This is a genomic window from Shewanella sp. 4t3-1-2LB (assembly GCF_017368415.1).
GTDB classification, from domain to species: Bacteria; Pseudomonadota; Gammaproteobacteria; order Enterobacterales; family Shewanellaceae; genus Shewanella; species Shewanella fodinae.
Map to the genome: position 1 here is coordinate 1 of NZ_JAFNJD010000061.1, position 15,316 is coordinate 15,316.

Sequence of the window (15,316 nt, forward strand, 5' to 3'; positions counted from 1 at the left end):
TGAAAAGAATTTTTGGCTAAATCAATCCCAACGACCTTGATAGACATGTTCATTACTCCTGTTCTGACTGTACCTAAAGTTTGGTACAGCGACGCTAGAAAGGAGGTGCGTCCATCACATCAAAGCCTTATATGGATGAAAATGTCTAGGCTAGAAATCCTGTTTTTGACTATTCCACAGACATTTTTTAAATCACTTTGGGGCAACAGATTGATACTTTGAAAATGCAGACAACGCCATTTCCCCTTCGGCGCTGCTGAGGATGTTGCTGAGAAATGGCGTAGCTGAGGCATGGATGCCGAAGCGCGAAGGTTGAGCAGGACGCGAGTCCTGAGCGTAGCCATTTTCGGCATAAAGCCGAAGAGTTGTCAGTGACGTGGGGCGTCCTCGGGGTTATAAGGGCAAATACTCATCTCCGATGAGTGAGCTTATGAGCGTGAGCCAAGGATGGCGAGCTGGTCGTTAGACAAGGATGTCGTTCGATGGACGAGCGTCGCCCTTTGGCCGCAGTGTGAGCGCGGTAGCTCACGACTTTAGCAAACGCAGTTTGCATAGGCATATGCCTATTCCTTTGGCTCTGAATGGGGCAAAATTTGGCTTGGAAATAGCTGCAACTAAATCGCCGATATCTGCCTTAGAGTATGAAACATTAATCCCCAACAAGAAGAGACTTCATTCCTCGCCCATAATAAATTTCTACCGCGTTGGCGTAGCTGCCTTGCTCAGTCACGGGTATGTTTTAACAGCAGCCAGATTTTCTTGCGGATATTGTTGACCCGTACGCCCCAACGCTGCCGTCCATCGTCCTTCTGTAGCGGATAACGTAATTTTAGTTCATTGATTTTACTACAAATTGACTCAAGCAATGCGGCAGTATCTTTGCCAGCCCAGTATTGTAAGTCGGTGCCGGTCAGCGAGGGATCCGCAATAATAATCTCTCTTTTCAGCTGATTAAAATCGAAGCCCTCTTTTGCCAGTCGCTGGTATTCCTTGAGCGACAGTTTGTCGATCACCGCAGCCAGTGGCACCCCATCGCGGCCCACCATCTCCAGATATATCAGATTGTCTTTGAGTTCACCCAGTAATGCACGGGTATCACCACGGGACTTTTTCCACCAGTCGTTGATGGATTTGATGGCGTTACCAGCACTGGATAATGACGATAATAGCGACGGGATAGAGAGCGTCATGGCAGTGAAATCCTTATTCTTTTGCCAGTTACAGCAAGAGCTTACCGTTGCTGACAATAACACAACCGTCAAAGATTTCGATATCAACCAGGATTTTTATTGCTGGGAAAATACGGTACGCAACCATCGCCGGTAACCTGCTTGTCATAAATCTTGCCTACCATCGCCCGTTAGCAACATCCATTTGATAAAGGTGAACTCAGTGAAATACCCACTGTTAACGGCATTATTACTGCCGATGCTGGCTGCTGCGGCCGACAACTCAGACTGGTTGACTCGTACCGCTAGCGGTGATTTAACCCAAACCGGTGGCGCTCGCCGTTTGCATCAGGATATTACTGCCAACCTTAAGGCATCGCTCAGTGACAGCAAGGTAAAAAATGTCATCTTGTTGATTGGCGATGGCATGGGCGATTCTGAAATCACCATCGCCCGTAATTATGCAGAAGGTGCTGGTGGTTTTTTCAAAGGCATTGATGCGCTGCCAATCACTGGTCAGTACACCCACTACTCGCTTGATCGTAAGACACATAAACCCAACTATGTGACAGACTCTGCCGCCTCCGCCAGTGCCTGGAGTACCGGCACTAAAACTTACAACGGCGCACTGAGCGTTGATGTAACAGGCGAAACCAAGGTCACGTTACTGGAACTCGCCAAAATGTCCGGGCTGGCAACCGGTGATGTGTCTACGGCGGAAATCCAAGATGCCACACCAGCAGCCCAGTATGCGCACATCTCCTATCGCAAATGTTATGGCCCACAAGAGACCGCTGAAAAATGTCCAGAAGCATTGGCAGCCAATGGAGGTCTGGGCTCTATCACCGAACAATTACTGAATACGCGACCAGATGTCACGCTTGGCGGTGGTCGCACTAGCTTTGATGAGCAAACCACCAGCGGTGACTGGCAGGGCAAAACGCTGCTGCAACAGGCAAATGCCCGCGGTTTTACGCTGGTCGAGAACCTCAATGCGTTACAACAGGTGACCCAAGCCAATCAGCAGCACCCGCTGCTGGGGTTATTCAGCCCAGGCAACATGCCGGTACGTTGGCAAGGGCCGAAAGCCTCGTATCACGGGAATATTGAGCAACCACCTGTAACCTGCAAAGCGAATCCACAGCGCACCCCGCAAATCCCCACATTGGCGCAGATGACGCAAAAAGCCATTGAACTGCTGCGAGTAAACCCCAAAGGGTTCTTGCTGCAAGTGGAAGGTGCCTCTATTGATAAACAGGATCATGCCGCCAATCCATGTGGGCAAATCGGTGAAACAGTTGATCTGGACGAAGCGGTACAACAGGCACTGGCGTTTGCCAAAGCCGATGGTCATACGTTGGTGATTGTGACAGCCGATCACGCACATTCGTCACAAATCATCTACCCGGATGCCAAGGCTCCCGGCCTTACCGAAGCTTTGCTCACCAAAGATGGCGCAGTGATGAGTGTCAGTTATGGGAATTCAGAAGAAAAGACGATGGGCCACACCGGCACCCAACTGCGCATTGCCGCCTATGGGCCACAAGCAGCCAACGTCAGCGGGTTGACCGATCAAACTGACTTGCATTTCACCATTGCTAGGGCACTGGGACTCAGACCGTAACAACCGCCGATGGTAAAACTAACGGGGTCACAGACCCCGTTTTTGCCCGCTATTAACCGCGTTTATGGCGAACAATGTTGCTTTAAGTAAGTCATAAACTGCGATGCCGACATCGGCCGTGCCAGATAGTATCCTTGTACCTCGTCACACTGATATTGCTGCAGCAACGCCATAATTTCAGCAGTTTCCACGCCTTCAGCAATGGTTTTCAGTCCCAAGCCTTTGGCAATCTGTACAATGGCTCGCACAATAGCTGCATCATCTTCATCATCGATAATATCGCGCACAAACGATTGATCTATTTTTAGTTTATCGACTTCGAATCGCTTCAAATACTGCAGACTGGAATAACCGGTACCAAAATCATCAATAGTAAATACAAAGCCTTTTTGCTTGAGCCGCTTTACTGTCGCCAACACCCGTTCGGTGTTGTGGATCATGATGGACTCCGTCAGCTCAAGCTCTAACATCTGCGGCAAAATGCCCGCATCCGCCACGGCATCACTCACCGCCTGTTCAATATTGCCGCGAGCAAACTGTAGCGCCGACAGATTGACCGCTACCACCGGATTAGGCATTCCGGCATCTCGCCAACGCGCGACCTCCCGGCAAGCTTCCTGCAGTACCCAGTCGCCAATCGCCACAATCAAACCCGACGCCTCAGCCACCGGAATGAAATGAGCCGGTGACACCATGCCAAACTCTGGATGAAACCAGCGGATTAACGCTTCGGCACCCACAAGCCTGCCGGTATTAATGTCTAACTGTGGCTGATAGAACAGTTGAAACTGGTTCAACTCCAGCGCCTTGCGCAGCCCTACTCGGATATTGAGCTGTTCGGTTGCTTCATAGCTCATCTCGGCGTTGAAAAAACGGTAGGTGTCACGCCCTTCCGATTTGGCGCGATACATCGCCATATCGGCCTTTTTCAGCAATATCTCAAATTCATCACCATCATCTGGGCTGAGGGCAATGCCTACCGACACCGACAACCGCAACTCTGTATCTGCCACAAAATAGGGCTCGGCTAACTTCGCCATTAATCGACTAATAATCGGCAGACACTCATCAGTCATGGATTCCGCGGGCAACAACAGTAAGAACTCGTCCCCGCCCTGTCGGCTCACGGTATCAACATCGCTGATTTCATTGAGAATACGTTCAGCCACTTGCACCAGCACCTGATTACCGACACCATACCCGAGTGAATCATTGATGGTTTTAAAGCGATCGATATCGATCACCACTAATGCCACCTGCTTGCCACTGAGACTGACAAGAGAAACCGCCTGCGATAACCTGTCCTTGAGCAACTGGTAATTAGGTAGCTTGGTCAGCACATCATGATGGGAAAGAAATAAGGCTTTATCTTCTGCCAGTTTTAGTTCGTTGACGTCATTAAACATCCAGATGCTGCCAAGCTCTGGATGTGAGGGATCATTAAGCTGGCCAGTTATTTCACAGAGAAACTCGGAGCCGTCAGCGCGTCTTAACATCACTCTGGCGGTATATTTTTGGCCATGCTTCATACTGCGGTAGGCGGCATCACCAAGTGCCGTATAGGTGTCATCCTCCTGATACATAATGCGCGTGCTTTGCCCCTGTAACTTCCCTGGCGGATACCCCAGCATCTCTTCAAAACGGCGGTTACAGGACTCAAAAAAACGGTTGCGGACACCAGCAATGCCGACTAATGCGTTATCCAGTAGCGCGGCCTTTTCGGACAACAGTTTATTCATCAGCACTTCATTACGCTTGCGTTCAGTAACATCGCGCCCGACCAACACGCCGTAGCGATGACGATCAACGCTGGCAATTTTAAAACTCAGTTCCAGCCATTTCGGACTGCTATCATCCCCACTTTGCGAAACTAACGAATGGTTACGGTTGCTGAAATGTTTATGACTAACAACCATGTCGCGGTGCAGTAAATCAATCACTTGTTGGCAGTCTTTACAAAATGACTGGGCATTAAAAGGTTGGCCAATAATGTCATCGACGTTAACACCCAATAACTGCGCGAATGCGGCATTAGCATCAGATATCAGGCCATCTGGCATACTGATAAGCACCACAAAATCAGAGGTATAGTCCAACAAGGTATGAAATCGCTGTAAACGCTCCATGTTTTGTCGCAACTGCGGATAGTAGTTCTTGCGAACCGAGCGTTCACCGAGGCCAACAATACTAGCTTTGCGTAGTTCCCAATCCAATTCTTCTTCAGAGCGCTTCGCCATAAATCACCTTAAGATCGTCAACTGAGGCATAACGCGGATTGGTCACCAGACAGGCATCGCGCACGGCATAATATGCCAAATCTGCAATGTCACCATACTTTACCCCCCAGTTACTCATCTTTTCGGTAAGGCCTAATACTCGACGTTTCTCTGCCAGAGCGTCAGCGATTAGTGATGCGCGCTGCCGTCCATTAAGCCCTTTGGTATTCAAGCCCATAGCGACGGCGATACGTTGATAACGTTCGGGTGCGGCACTGATGTTAAAGCGGATAACATGATTGAGCAGCAAGGCATTACATTCACCGTGCGGCAGATCCAAATATCCCCCCAGCGAATGCGCCATTGCATGTACCGCCCCCAGGCTGGCATTAGAAAAGGCCAGCCCGGCTTGCAGACTACCCAGCAGCATATTTTCCCGGGCGTTCAGATCGGTCGGCGACATCACCGCCGTGTCTATATTTCGCCACAGCAGCTCGATGGCGGCCAGGGCATGCACATCCACCACCGGAGAATTGGCAGTAGAAGCATATGCCTCTATCGCATGCGTCAGTGCGTCTATTCCGGTACAGGCCGTCAGGTAAGGCGCAAGCGTCAGCGTAGTTTCAGCATCGACCAATGCCACATCTGGCACCACAGTTTTGCTGATAATCGCCATTTTGTAGCGTTCAGCGGAATTCACAATAATGCTGAACTGCGAGATGTCCGCCGATGTGCCAGCGGTCGTAGGAATACAGATGAGTGGCGGGCCTGGAATATCTACATTATCAACCCCCTCAAAGACATGCACATCGCAGTTATTGGCGTAGACAATGCCAATGGCCTTGGCACAATCAATAACGCTGCCACCGCCTAATGCCACAATGACATCACAGGCTTGTTCGTCATAAAATCTCGCGCCTGCCATGACCTCAAAGTCTTTCGGATTTGCCGTCAGATGGCTGAATACCGCGTACTCGATTCCGGCTTCCTGTAAGTTTTGCTCGACATCCTGTAACCACCCGGCCGCCATAACCCCAGCATCTGTGACAATAAGCACTCTGCGAGCCTGCATATTCCGTGCGTAAAAACCAACTCGGTGGCGCGCGCCCACACCAAAAATAAATTCAGGTGCCACAAACTTTCGCATCTCATACAACGGCATATCATCCTCACCTCTCAGCTACAGCACGCGCATACAATGAGTGTAGACTAGCGAACCAAAGTCAAAATCAAAAAAGCACATTGACCATACTACATGAGCAAATTGTAAAGATAATGGAAAATAAGTAACTAAAATGAAAGGGTTGAACTCGAAACTTGAGATTCTCGTCCACTAAGACACCGCAGGCGAGCGTTGCGCCAATGCCAGCGATAGTAGAAAGAACGTCAATGCAAAAAAAACGGGGCAGTAATAGCCCCGTTTTTACTATTCTTTTAACCGTTGTCGGTCACGCACTTGCGGGAACATCACCATCCAAGCCGCCACAACTACTAGCGTGCCAACGCCACCAATCACCGTGGCACTGACAGCACCAACCATTGCCGCCAGTATACCGGACTCGAATTCGCCTAACTGATTAGAGGTATTGATAAATATTGAATTAACAGCAGTCACCCGACCACGCATGGCGTCCGGCGTTTCCAGTTGCACCAACGCGCCTCGGATCACCATACTCACCATATCAAACGCGCCTAATGCCGCCAATGCCACCAGCGACAACCATAGATTCGTTGACAAGGCAAACACCAAGGTTGCCACGCCAAACCCGGCGACCGCGCCAAACATTGTCATGCCGACCCGCCGTTGCAAGGTGTAGCGTGCCAACCAGAACGACATGATGAGAGCGCCCACAGCAGGTGCCGCACGCAACAAGCCTAAGCCCCAAGGGCCAGTATGCAGTATGTCGCGCGCAAATACCGGCAACAGCGCCGTTGCGCCCCCCAATAATACGGCAAACAGATCCAGCGAAATCACCCCTAGGATGACTGGCCGCGCCCGGATAAAACTCACCCCGGCAAATAGCGTGTTCAACGTCATCGGCTGGCGCACGGCAGGCACATAGTGATATTGTAGTTTTAGCAGCACCGACAGCGATGTCAGATACAGCAGCGCCGACAGCCCGTAAGTCAACACCGGGCCGCCGATATACAACAGTCCACCCAACGCAGGACCTGCAATGCTGGCCATCTGCATACCTGAAGCATCCAGCGCCAGCGCTCTGGGCAACAAACTCTCAGGCACCAATGATGGCACCATAGATTTCAGCGCCGGAAATTCGAATGCCTTAAAAGCACCAATGACAAACACTAACGTTAGGATCAGCCCCTCATTGAGGAATCCCTGCCAACTGCCCATCACCAGTATCAGCAGCGCTAGCCATTGACAACTTTGTGTCACCAGCACAATTTTACGCCGCGGAAATTGATCTGCTACATGGCCGGCAGGCAGTGCCAACAACACTGACGGCACAAACTGCGCCAGGCCAATCAGTCCGAGATCCAAAGGATCACGGGTGATGTCATATACCTGCCAGCCCACCGCTACCGACAGTACCTGAAAAGCAAAAGATGATGCCAGTCGCGCACACCAATAACGCATAAACGCCGGATAAGCACGTAGCGACTGCAAGGCATCGGCCGTGGAGGGAACACTCATAATAGGAAGTTGATGAAAGTCTTATAGAAGCTTGATGCTACCACAGGCAGAAATTAAGCTGCCAGTAGCCAACACTGATTAATTTTTCGCTGATGATGGTTACGACCAATGCAAACTCGCGTAGCCAGTAAGATGGTAAAGCCATATCTCCAGCTCCAAATATCCATTAAAAATGGGATGATTACTTTCGTAACTACCCACAATAGAAACACTCTGTCACAAAGGCAGAAGTAATATCGTCACACTAACCCTTATAATGGGCGGCGAACTTATACCGATTGGAGTCGCCATGCGTTTTCGTTTTTTATGCCTGTGTATGCTCGGGCTCAGCCTTAATGCTCACGCCACCTTTTCCATTCCCGGTTTTGAACTGGTGCAAACTGCGCCGGTGGAAACCTCACTGAATAATTCCGACCTAGCAGATCCCGTTACCGTCTGGTGTCAACAGTTCGATGCAGCTAAAGCCACTATCGACATTGCCCAGTTTTACGTGACTGGCGAACCCGGAGAACCACTAGAGCCAGTGCTTGAGCACTTGCGCAAAGCGGGTGAACGTGGGGTAAAAATTCGTTTTCTGATGGACCAACACGGCCTGCGGATGTCCAATGAAGCGACCCTAACAGCCATCAAGAGTATCCCCAATCTGAGCTTTCAGATGATTGATTTTGGTAAAATTGGCGGCGGCATTATCCATGCGAAATATATCGTGGTTGATGGTAAAAGTGCTTTCGTCGGCAGTCAGAACTTCGACTGGCGCGCACTGAAGCATATCCATGAAACCGGACTGCTGATCACTGACAGCAAAGTCGCGGCGCAAGTACAGGCCATCTTTGATGTGGATTGGCAAGCGCAGCAACTGCTAGCTGAGGGGAAAACCGTACCGGTGTTGAATCAGCAAGTGGTGGCAGCCGATGAATCCCAGAGTGCTTATCTGGTGGCCAGCCCCAACGCCTACAATCCTGCCGGGGTCGGTGACTCTGAAACCGAGTTACCAAAACTATTGGCAAAAGCGCAACAGGAAGTCTATATCACTGTCATGACCTATGCGCCGCTATCTTACAGTGTTAAAAAGCCTGCGCCCTACTATGCGGTTATTGATGATGCGCTACGCGCCGCCGCCCAACGTGGGGTAAAAATCCACCTGATGATCTCCGCCTGGAATACCGGCAAACCTTATATTGATTACCTGAAGAGTTTGCAAGTGCTGCCTAACATTGACGTGAAAGTGGTGACCATACCAGAAGCCAAACAGGGCTTTATTCCGTTTGCCCGCACCTTGCACAGCAAAACCATGGAGATTGACGGCAAGATAGCCTGGATTGGCACCAGCAACTGGGAAGGCGGTTACATGAACACCTCTCGGAATCTGGAATTAGTGATCCAAAATCCGGCGATGGCCAAACGTCTGGGAGAGTTGCAACGACAACTGTGGAATAGCCCTTACGCCGCGGCATTGGATATTAACAAAGCGTATCCAAAGCCACATCCGGCAACCGCAAAATAGTCAAGCAATGACAAAAAAGCCGCTGCAATCCAGCGGCTTTTTCTTTATTACTCAACTTACTTGGCGATCGGCAGTTCAACGTTAGAGCTGTGGAACACGCTCATGGTTGCTTTCTGATAATCCGCTGGCTTAGCAAAGAAGATATTATCGACAAATGTCTGCGGGTTACGGTCATACAAGGGGAACAAGGTTGACTGCACCTGCACCATAATCTTATGCCCAGGCAGGAATACATGATCCACATTTGGCAAACCAAAACGGTAGTGTTCCACCTTGCCCGGCGTCAATGCGGCAGGTTTATCAAAACCATGGACATAGCGACCACGGAAAATCTCAATGCCTATCGGCAGCTCAAAGCCAGTCATTTCTGGGCCGACAGCCCCTTGCGCGGCACCTTCAGTCGTGGTGTTGGGATACACATCCACCAGCTTCACCACCCAATCGGCATCGGTGCCTGAGGTAGCCGCAAACAGATTGACCATCGGCGCGCCCATGATATGCACCGGCTTGTCTAGCACATCACTGATATACACCAGCACATCTGGGCGACTGGAGGCAAAACGCTGATCGTGCACCAACCAAGGCTTCCACTGGAATGGGTCTTCCATATTGATCGGCCGAGGAATAAAAGGCACAGGCTTTGCTGGGTCGGAAACATAATCATCGTGCGCGTTAGTATCAGCAGAGGGATTAAACGACAGCCCCATGTTGTCTGTCATATAGAGTTTTTTAGGGGTTCCCATCGGCCATTTAGGTGACACATTCCAATGGTTTTCACCTGTGGAATAGGTCAGCACTGGCGGCGTTTTCGGATCTGGCGCCCCTTTTAGATAATGATCAAAAAACGGCTTCATATACTTCACCCGAAACTCACGGGCAGTATCGCCAGTAAAGGTCAAAGCCCCAAGATTATAACCATAATGATTCACGCCAGAGTGGCGCCAAGGGCCAATCACCAGCGACACCATATTGTTGTGTTTATCTTTAGGCTCCATCGCTTGGTATACCGCTGGCGCACCGTAAGAATCTTCCTGATCCCACTGCCCCACCACTAACATGGTCGGTACTTTCAGCGGCTGCTTAGCCATGATTTTGTCAACCGCCTGCAACGACCAAAAATCGTTATACGCCGGGTTTTGCACCATTTTTTGAATAAAGGGATAGTGTTCAAATCCCCACTTTTTCAGATAGTCACCTGTGGAACCCGCTTCCAGAAAACGGCTGTAATCATCACCGGCACCGACCGCAATTCCGCTACTTTCTGCTTTGGCCGTGCCCTGTTCAACGGTATAGCCAATGTTGATGTTACGGAAAGCCCCATTATGGAACCAATCATCGCCGATCCAGCCATCCACCATCGGGCTCTGAGGAACCGCGGCTTTCAGTGCCGGATGCGGGTTAATTTCTGCCATCAGGGTCGTAAATCCCAGATAGGACGAACCGACAATGCCGACATTACCATTCGACTCAGGCACATGCTTTACCAACCAGTCGATGGTGTCATAGGCATCGGTGGACTCATCAATGCCGGTGTTATTCAGCGGCCCTACCAACGGGCGGTTAGTCACATAATCACCTTCGGAATTGTGCAGACCTCGGATGTCCTGATACACCCGGATATAGTTATCTTCCACAAACTCAACATCCATGACACCCACAACATCGCGCACAGACTGGCTGCCGCTACGCTCGGCAGCGCCTTTGGCATCATACGGCGTACGGCTCAGTAAAATAGGCGCGTTCTTGGTGCCTTTTTTCATCAGGATCACGGTATATAACTTGGTGCCGTCACGCATCGGTATCATTTCAACCCGTTTGATAAAATCGGCCTGCGGACGGATTTTGTCATAACTGGCAACGCCATCTGGCGTCATCGGTGTGACAGTTTCGGTAGCAAAAGTGACAGGCAGCACTGCGCTTGCGGCGAGTGCCAGCATCAGGGGATGTAGCTTCATTAATGACCTCATTATTTTTATTAGAGTAAGCGTAGGGAATAACGCATGTGTCTACAGTAACGCGATAATTTAACGGCCGCAAAAGCCAAAAATGTTACATGACGTGAACTCAGGCCCATTAATGCCCAGAGAACCGCAGCCCTGGGCATCAGCCAAAGTCATTGCTAACTTGCGGTTACGCCTCACAGCACCCAGGCGCGGAAGGACTTACCTTTAAGTTTACCTTTTGACAATTTTGTTGCCGCAGCGTTGCCCAACTTACGAGTCACTGCCACATAGGACCAGATATCATGCACCTGGATTTTACCCACATCATTGCCACTAATGTCGTTACCAGCGGTGAGCGCGCCCAGAATATCGCCGGGTCGCAATTTGTGTTTCTTGCCGCCTTCGATACGGATACAACTCATATTGGCCGTTAACGGCGTGCGGTCGCTGACCTCGGGTAATTCGGCAAACGTCAGTTGACCGTATCGGTCTTCTAGTAATGCCAGACGCATATCGTCGTTGGCTGCCACCAAACTCAGTGCGATGCCTTTAGCTCCGGCTCGTCCAGTACGGCCAATACGGTGTACATGAGCTTCCGGTTCAAACGCCAATTGATAATTGAGCACCAGATCCAGGGCATCAATGTCCAATCCCCGCGCCGCCACATCGGTTGCCACCATCACCACCGCGCTTTTCAGCGCAAAGGCCACCAGCGCCTGATCGCGCTGACGCTGATCCAAATCACCATGTAGCGCTACCGCATCAAAGCCTTTATCACGCAGCAGATCGGCAACGTCCTGAGTCTCCTGTTTGGTGTTACAGAACACCACCGCGCTTTGGGGCCGATATTGCAGTAGTAATTGATATACGGCCTGACGACGGCTATCGGCATTAATAATACGGTAAAAACGCTGCTGAATATGGCTATGTTCATCCGCTTCCTCCACCTTAACTTCCACCGGTTGCTGCAGGGTTTGCTTGGCTAACGCCACGATGGTGTCTGGGAAAGTGGCACTAAACAGCAGGTTTTGCCGCTGTTTTGGTAGGTAACTGCGGATCTGCTCTAAGGCTTCAGTAAAACCCATCTCCAGCATGCGGTCCGCTTCATCCAGCACCCACTGCTGCAACTCATCAAGATTTAACCGGCCTTGTTGCAAATGCTCCAGCACCCGCCCAGGTGTGCCCACAATAATGTGCGCACCATGTTCCAATGAGCCAATTTGCGGGCCGACCGGAGTACCACCACATAAGGTTAGAATTTTGATGTTATGGATACCTCGGGCAAATTTACGCAGCTCGCTCGCGACTTGATCCGCCAGTTCACGGGTAGGACACAACACCAAGGATTGCACCCGAAAACGGCTCACTTGTAACTGCTGCAAAATACCTAAGCCAAAAGCACAGGTTTTACCGGAACCGGTTTTTGCCTGCGCCAGCACATCGCGCCCTTGCAAAATGGCTGGCAGACTGTGCGCTTGAATAGGCGTCATTTGGGTAAATCCCAGTTCCGCCATCGTCGCAATGAGTGAGGCATTAAGTGGCAAGGCGTCAAAGTCGGTGACAATAGTTGAATTCAAAGTAAATCCTGATAAGTAACGATGGGATGAGGTATATGTTGAAAGCGTTATTGTAACAGGCACAGCCAGCAATGCCGTCAAAGTTGCAAAATTTCTGCAGTCACTTCACGAGTGGCATCAGCAGGCTAATTGAGTCGCTGGTAAGTCAGCACCACACCTTTAAAGGCTTTTTCCAAATATTCAGTATGTTGCGGTTTTTCCTGTGTGTGGCTGTATCCGAGCACTTGCATCTTCTTGCTAAACCGCGCGTGATTACCACGACCGGGATCGACAATAATAACGTGGCAGTGAGGCGCGGCATGTTGCTCGATGAACGTTGATAACAGTTCGGCATGTTCCGTTTCATACAGCAGATCGCTACCGATAATCAGATCGAACACACCTAATCCAGAGTTACCATCCGCCCAGCCGGTGCGTTCAAACGGTATTGGCGTCCCATGGTTCAGCAATACATTTTCACGCAAAAAATTACCGGCTTCGGGATGATAATCAGTGGCAGTAATATCCGCATGCCGTTGATTCAACACCAGACTTGCCAACGCAATGCCGCAGCCCACTTCCAAAATCCGCAACCCACCAATGGGTCGTTCACACATCAGGTGTGCCAGCACATTACCAGACGGCCAGACAATACCAAACAGCGGCCAAGTTGCCGAAGAGATACCTAGTGCTAACGCCGCACCATCGGTATCAGCATACTGTTGATTATCTCTGAGCGTACGCAAATGAATATCGGCATCACCAAACTCTAGCGTTTGATAACAAAACCGCAAGGAAGCCATAAATCGCCTTTCAGGTTAAAAACCGTTCGGGGCGAGCGGCTGTGGCGGCACTATACTCGCTATCGGCATAAACCGCTAATGACCACTAGCGTAACTGCCAATGCTGGGTACCCGCAGATTTAGCTTCTGCAAGATATTCACCAACCAGTTTTTCATCAAATGCAACGGGAAATTCGCTCATAGTTAGTAAACGCTGACTTCAATTAAGTTTGAGTCTGGGTCCAAGAAGTAAACAGACTGAATAGGTCCATTCGCTCCCGATTTCTGAACCGGGCCTTCAATTACTGTTATTTTTTCTGCCGACAAGTGCTGTAATATTTCGTCTAACGACCAATGGGATATCAAACATAAATCGCCAGAACCGACTCGTGCGAAATTTCTGGGTTCCTGTCCTAGTAACTGAAAGTTGATCTTTTGATTTCCAAACTTGACGGCTCTACGGCCATTGGCAAATGTGACTTCTTCCATCTTCAGCACGCAGTTATAGAAGCGCACCGAACGTTCTATATCCGCCACCGTCAACACGATATGGTCAATATGGCTAATCAAAATCCACCTCTTTGTGTCCTAGCTTGCGGCTCTGCGTCTGGCAAAACCGCTGCGGTTACGATTCTGGCACTAACGGCTGAGCGTTGATTCCTGATTTACTTCGGGGAAATAAAGCCAACATTACCCATAAAACCTGTGCTGAAAATAAACACTATTCATAGCGACGCTAGCACTCACGTTAAAGTGCCAACACCACAGGCTTTGACGTGAATAGGCCATCACCACCCGCAGGAACAACAGCCGCTTTTACCCAGCAGTTGTACGCTGCCAAAAATGGAAAAGACCGGCAATGTCAGACGAACACAAAAGAGGCATTGCTTCTTTAATTTGCGCTAACGGCCAATCCCACCATTGCATCTCTAGCAACATTGAAATTTCCTGTTCTGAAAAACGCTTTCTTATCACCTTGGCGGGATTACCGCCGACAATTGTGTATGGCTCAACATCTTTGGTTACTATTGCCCGGCTACCAATTACCGCGCCATGCCCCACCGTTACACCAGGCATAATCATTGCTTCTGAGCCAATCCACACGTCGCTTCCTATCACAGTATCGCCTGCACTCTCGTAAGCATTAACGGCTCCCGAAAATGCAGGTTCTTCACTCATATAGAAAAAGGGAAACGATGTAGCCCAATCATATCGGTGACCCTGATTCCCGGCCATGATAAAGGCGGCACCGGTTCCTATGGAACAAAAACTTCCAACGATCAATTTATCAACATCATCGCGATCTGGCAGAAGGTAGCGAGCACAATCATCAAAGGAATGTCCATGATAATAACCTGAATAGTAGCTATAACGGCCAACCTTGATATTGGGGTTTGTGACCTGCTCTGTGAGAGGTTTTCCCTTAAATGGGCTGTCAAAATAATTGTTCATATACGTTCACACCAAAATTATCTCAGACGACACCACAGCCTAGCTGCCGCGCACAAGGGCTCCCCTCATAGGGTTGATCCCATTCAATAAAACAAACACGCAAGTTTTGAATTACAGTTTTTCTCTCAGCATGTGACAACGGCTTATGTTGTTAGCAAAGAATGCCGCCCAACAAATAGTGTAAGTTGTTCATCCCCTGACTTAGCAAGGACTAGGCTGTATCCAATTTCACGTCTCTCTGGGAACTCCGCCGCGCAGAAATAAACCACGATACGCTTATGCATCGCTTTGAATCGCCACTACTTCACTAGACGACTTTTAGCCTCATTAAAATACTGACGTTCATACTCTAACGGTGATAGTCCATCATTGGAACTATGCTGTCGTTTCGGGTTGTAAAACATCTCAATATAA

12 protein-coding genes are annotated in these 15,316 nt (G+C 49.8%); 2 read left to right on the forward strand and 10 right to left on the reverse strand.

Going from position 1 to position 15,316, the window contains the following annotated elements; genetic code table 11:
• Positions 1–722: 722 nt before the first annotated feature.
• Entirely contained in the window at positions 723–1,190 is a 468-nt protein-coding gene (locus J3L11_RS17445; RefSeq protein ID WP_133040599.1) for a hypothetical protein, read from the reverse strand.
• A 202-nt stretch (positions 1,191–1,392) separates the two neighbouring features.
• On the opposite strand from J3L11_RS17445, the gene phoA reads away from it, so the two are divergent.
• Positions 1,393–2,793: an alkaline phosphatase gene (gene phoA, locus J3L11_RS17450; protein WP_347566523.1), complete on the forward strand. Its 1,401-nt coding sequence runs from the start codon at positions 1,393–1,395 to the stop codon at positions 2,791–2,793.
• 62 nt (positions 2,794–2,855) lie between these two features.
• On the opposite strand, the gene J3L11_RS17455 is transcribed toward phoA, so the two are convergent.
• The 3 genes from J3L11_RS17455 to J3L11_RS17465 form a co-directional block, all read right to left on the reverse strand.
• Positions 2,856–5,030, reverse strand: coding sequence for a bifunctional diguanylate cyclase/phosphodiesterase (locus tag J3L11_RS17455; protein ID WP_207571794.1), 2,175 nt, complete (start codon positions 5,028–5,030; stop codon positions 2,856–2,858).
• Positions 5,014–6,171 carry an alcohol dehydrogenase-like regulatory protein ErcA gene (ercA, locus tag J3L11_RS17460; RefSeq protein ID WP_207571795.1) on the reverse strand — a complete coding sequence of 386 codons (1,158 nt, stop codon included), beginning with the start codon at positions 6,169–6,171 and terminating at the stop codon, positions 5,014–5,016. Before ercA ends, J3L11_RS17455 begins: the two co-directional genes overlap by 17 nt.
• Before the next feature lie 264 nt (positions 6,172–6,435).
• Positions 6,436–7,665 (reverse strand): MFS transporter, encoded by a 1,230-nt coding sequence (locus J3L11_RS17465; RefSeq protein WP_207571796.1) that lies wholly within the window; start codon positions 7,663–7,665, stop codon positions 6,436–6,438.
• Positions 7,666–7,954: 289 nt separating this feature from the next.
• Here J3L11_RS17465 and J3L11_RS17470 point away from each other — a divergent pair, with 289 nt between their 5' ends.
• Positions 7,955–9,169 carry a phospholipase D-like domain-containing protein gene (locus J3L11_RS17470; protein WP_207571797.1) on the forward strand — a complete coding sequence of 405 codons (1,215 nt, stop codon included), beginning with the start codon at positions 7,955–7,957 and terminating at the stop codon, positions 9,167–9,169.
• A gap of 56 nt (positions 9,170–9,225) precedes the next feature.
• On the opposite strand, the gene J3L11_RS17475 is transcribed toward J3L11_RS17470, so the two are convergent.
• The 6 genes from J3L11_RS17475 to J3L11_RS19690 all read right to left on the reverse strand — a co-directional run.
• On the reverse strand, positions 9,226–11,124 hold the full coding sequence (locus tag J3L11_RS17475; protein ID WP_207571798.1) for a CocE/NonD family hydrolase: 1,899 nt from the start codon (positions 11,122–11,124) through the stop codon (positions 9,226–9,228).
• Between the two features lie 182 nt (positions 11,125–11,306).
• Positions 11,307–12,677 (reverse strand): ATP-dependent RNA helicase DbpA, encoded by a 1,371-nt coding sequence (gene dbpA / locus J3L11_RS17480; RefSeq protein ID WP_347566524.1) that lies wholly within the window; start codon positions 12,675–12,677, stop codon positions 11,307–11,309.
• 137 nt (positions 12,678–12,814) lie between these two features.
• Positions 12,815–13,471: a histidine kinase gene (locus tag J3L11_RS17485; protein ID WP_207571799.1), complete on the reverse strand. Its 657-nt coding sequence runs from the start codon at positions 13,469–13,471 to the stop codon at positions 12,815–12,817.
• Between the two features lie 183 nt (positions 13,472–13,654).
• A complete protein-coding gene (locus J3L11_RS17490) occupies positions 13,655–14,020 on the reverse strand; it encodes a VOC family protein (RefSeq protein ID WP_242695315.1) in 366 nt (121 codons plus the stop codon).
• A 246-nt stretch (positions 14,021–14,266) separates the two neighbouring features.
• A complete protein-coding gene (gene catB / locus J3L11_RS17495) occupies positions 14,267–14,902 on the reverse strand; it encodes a type B chloramphenicol O-acetyltransferase (RefSeq protein ID WP_133040703.1) in 636 nt (211 codons plus the stop codon).
• A 299-nt stretch (positions 14,903–15,201) separates the two neighbouring features.
• A partial coding sequence (locus J3L11_RS19690; RefSeq protein WP_347566507.1) for an IS3 family transposase occupies positions 15,202–15,316 on the reverse strand: 115 nt, incomplete at its 5' end.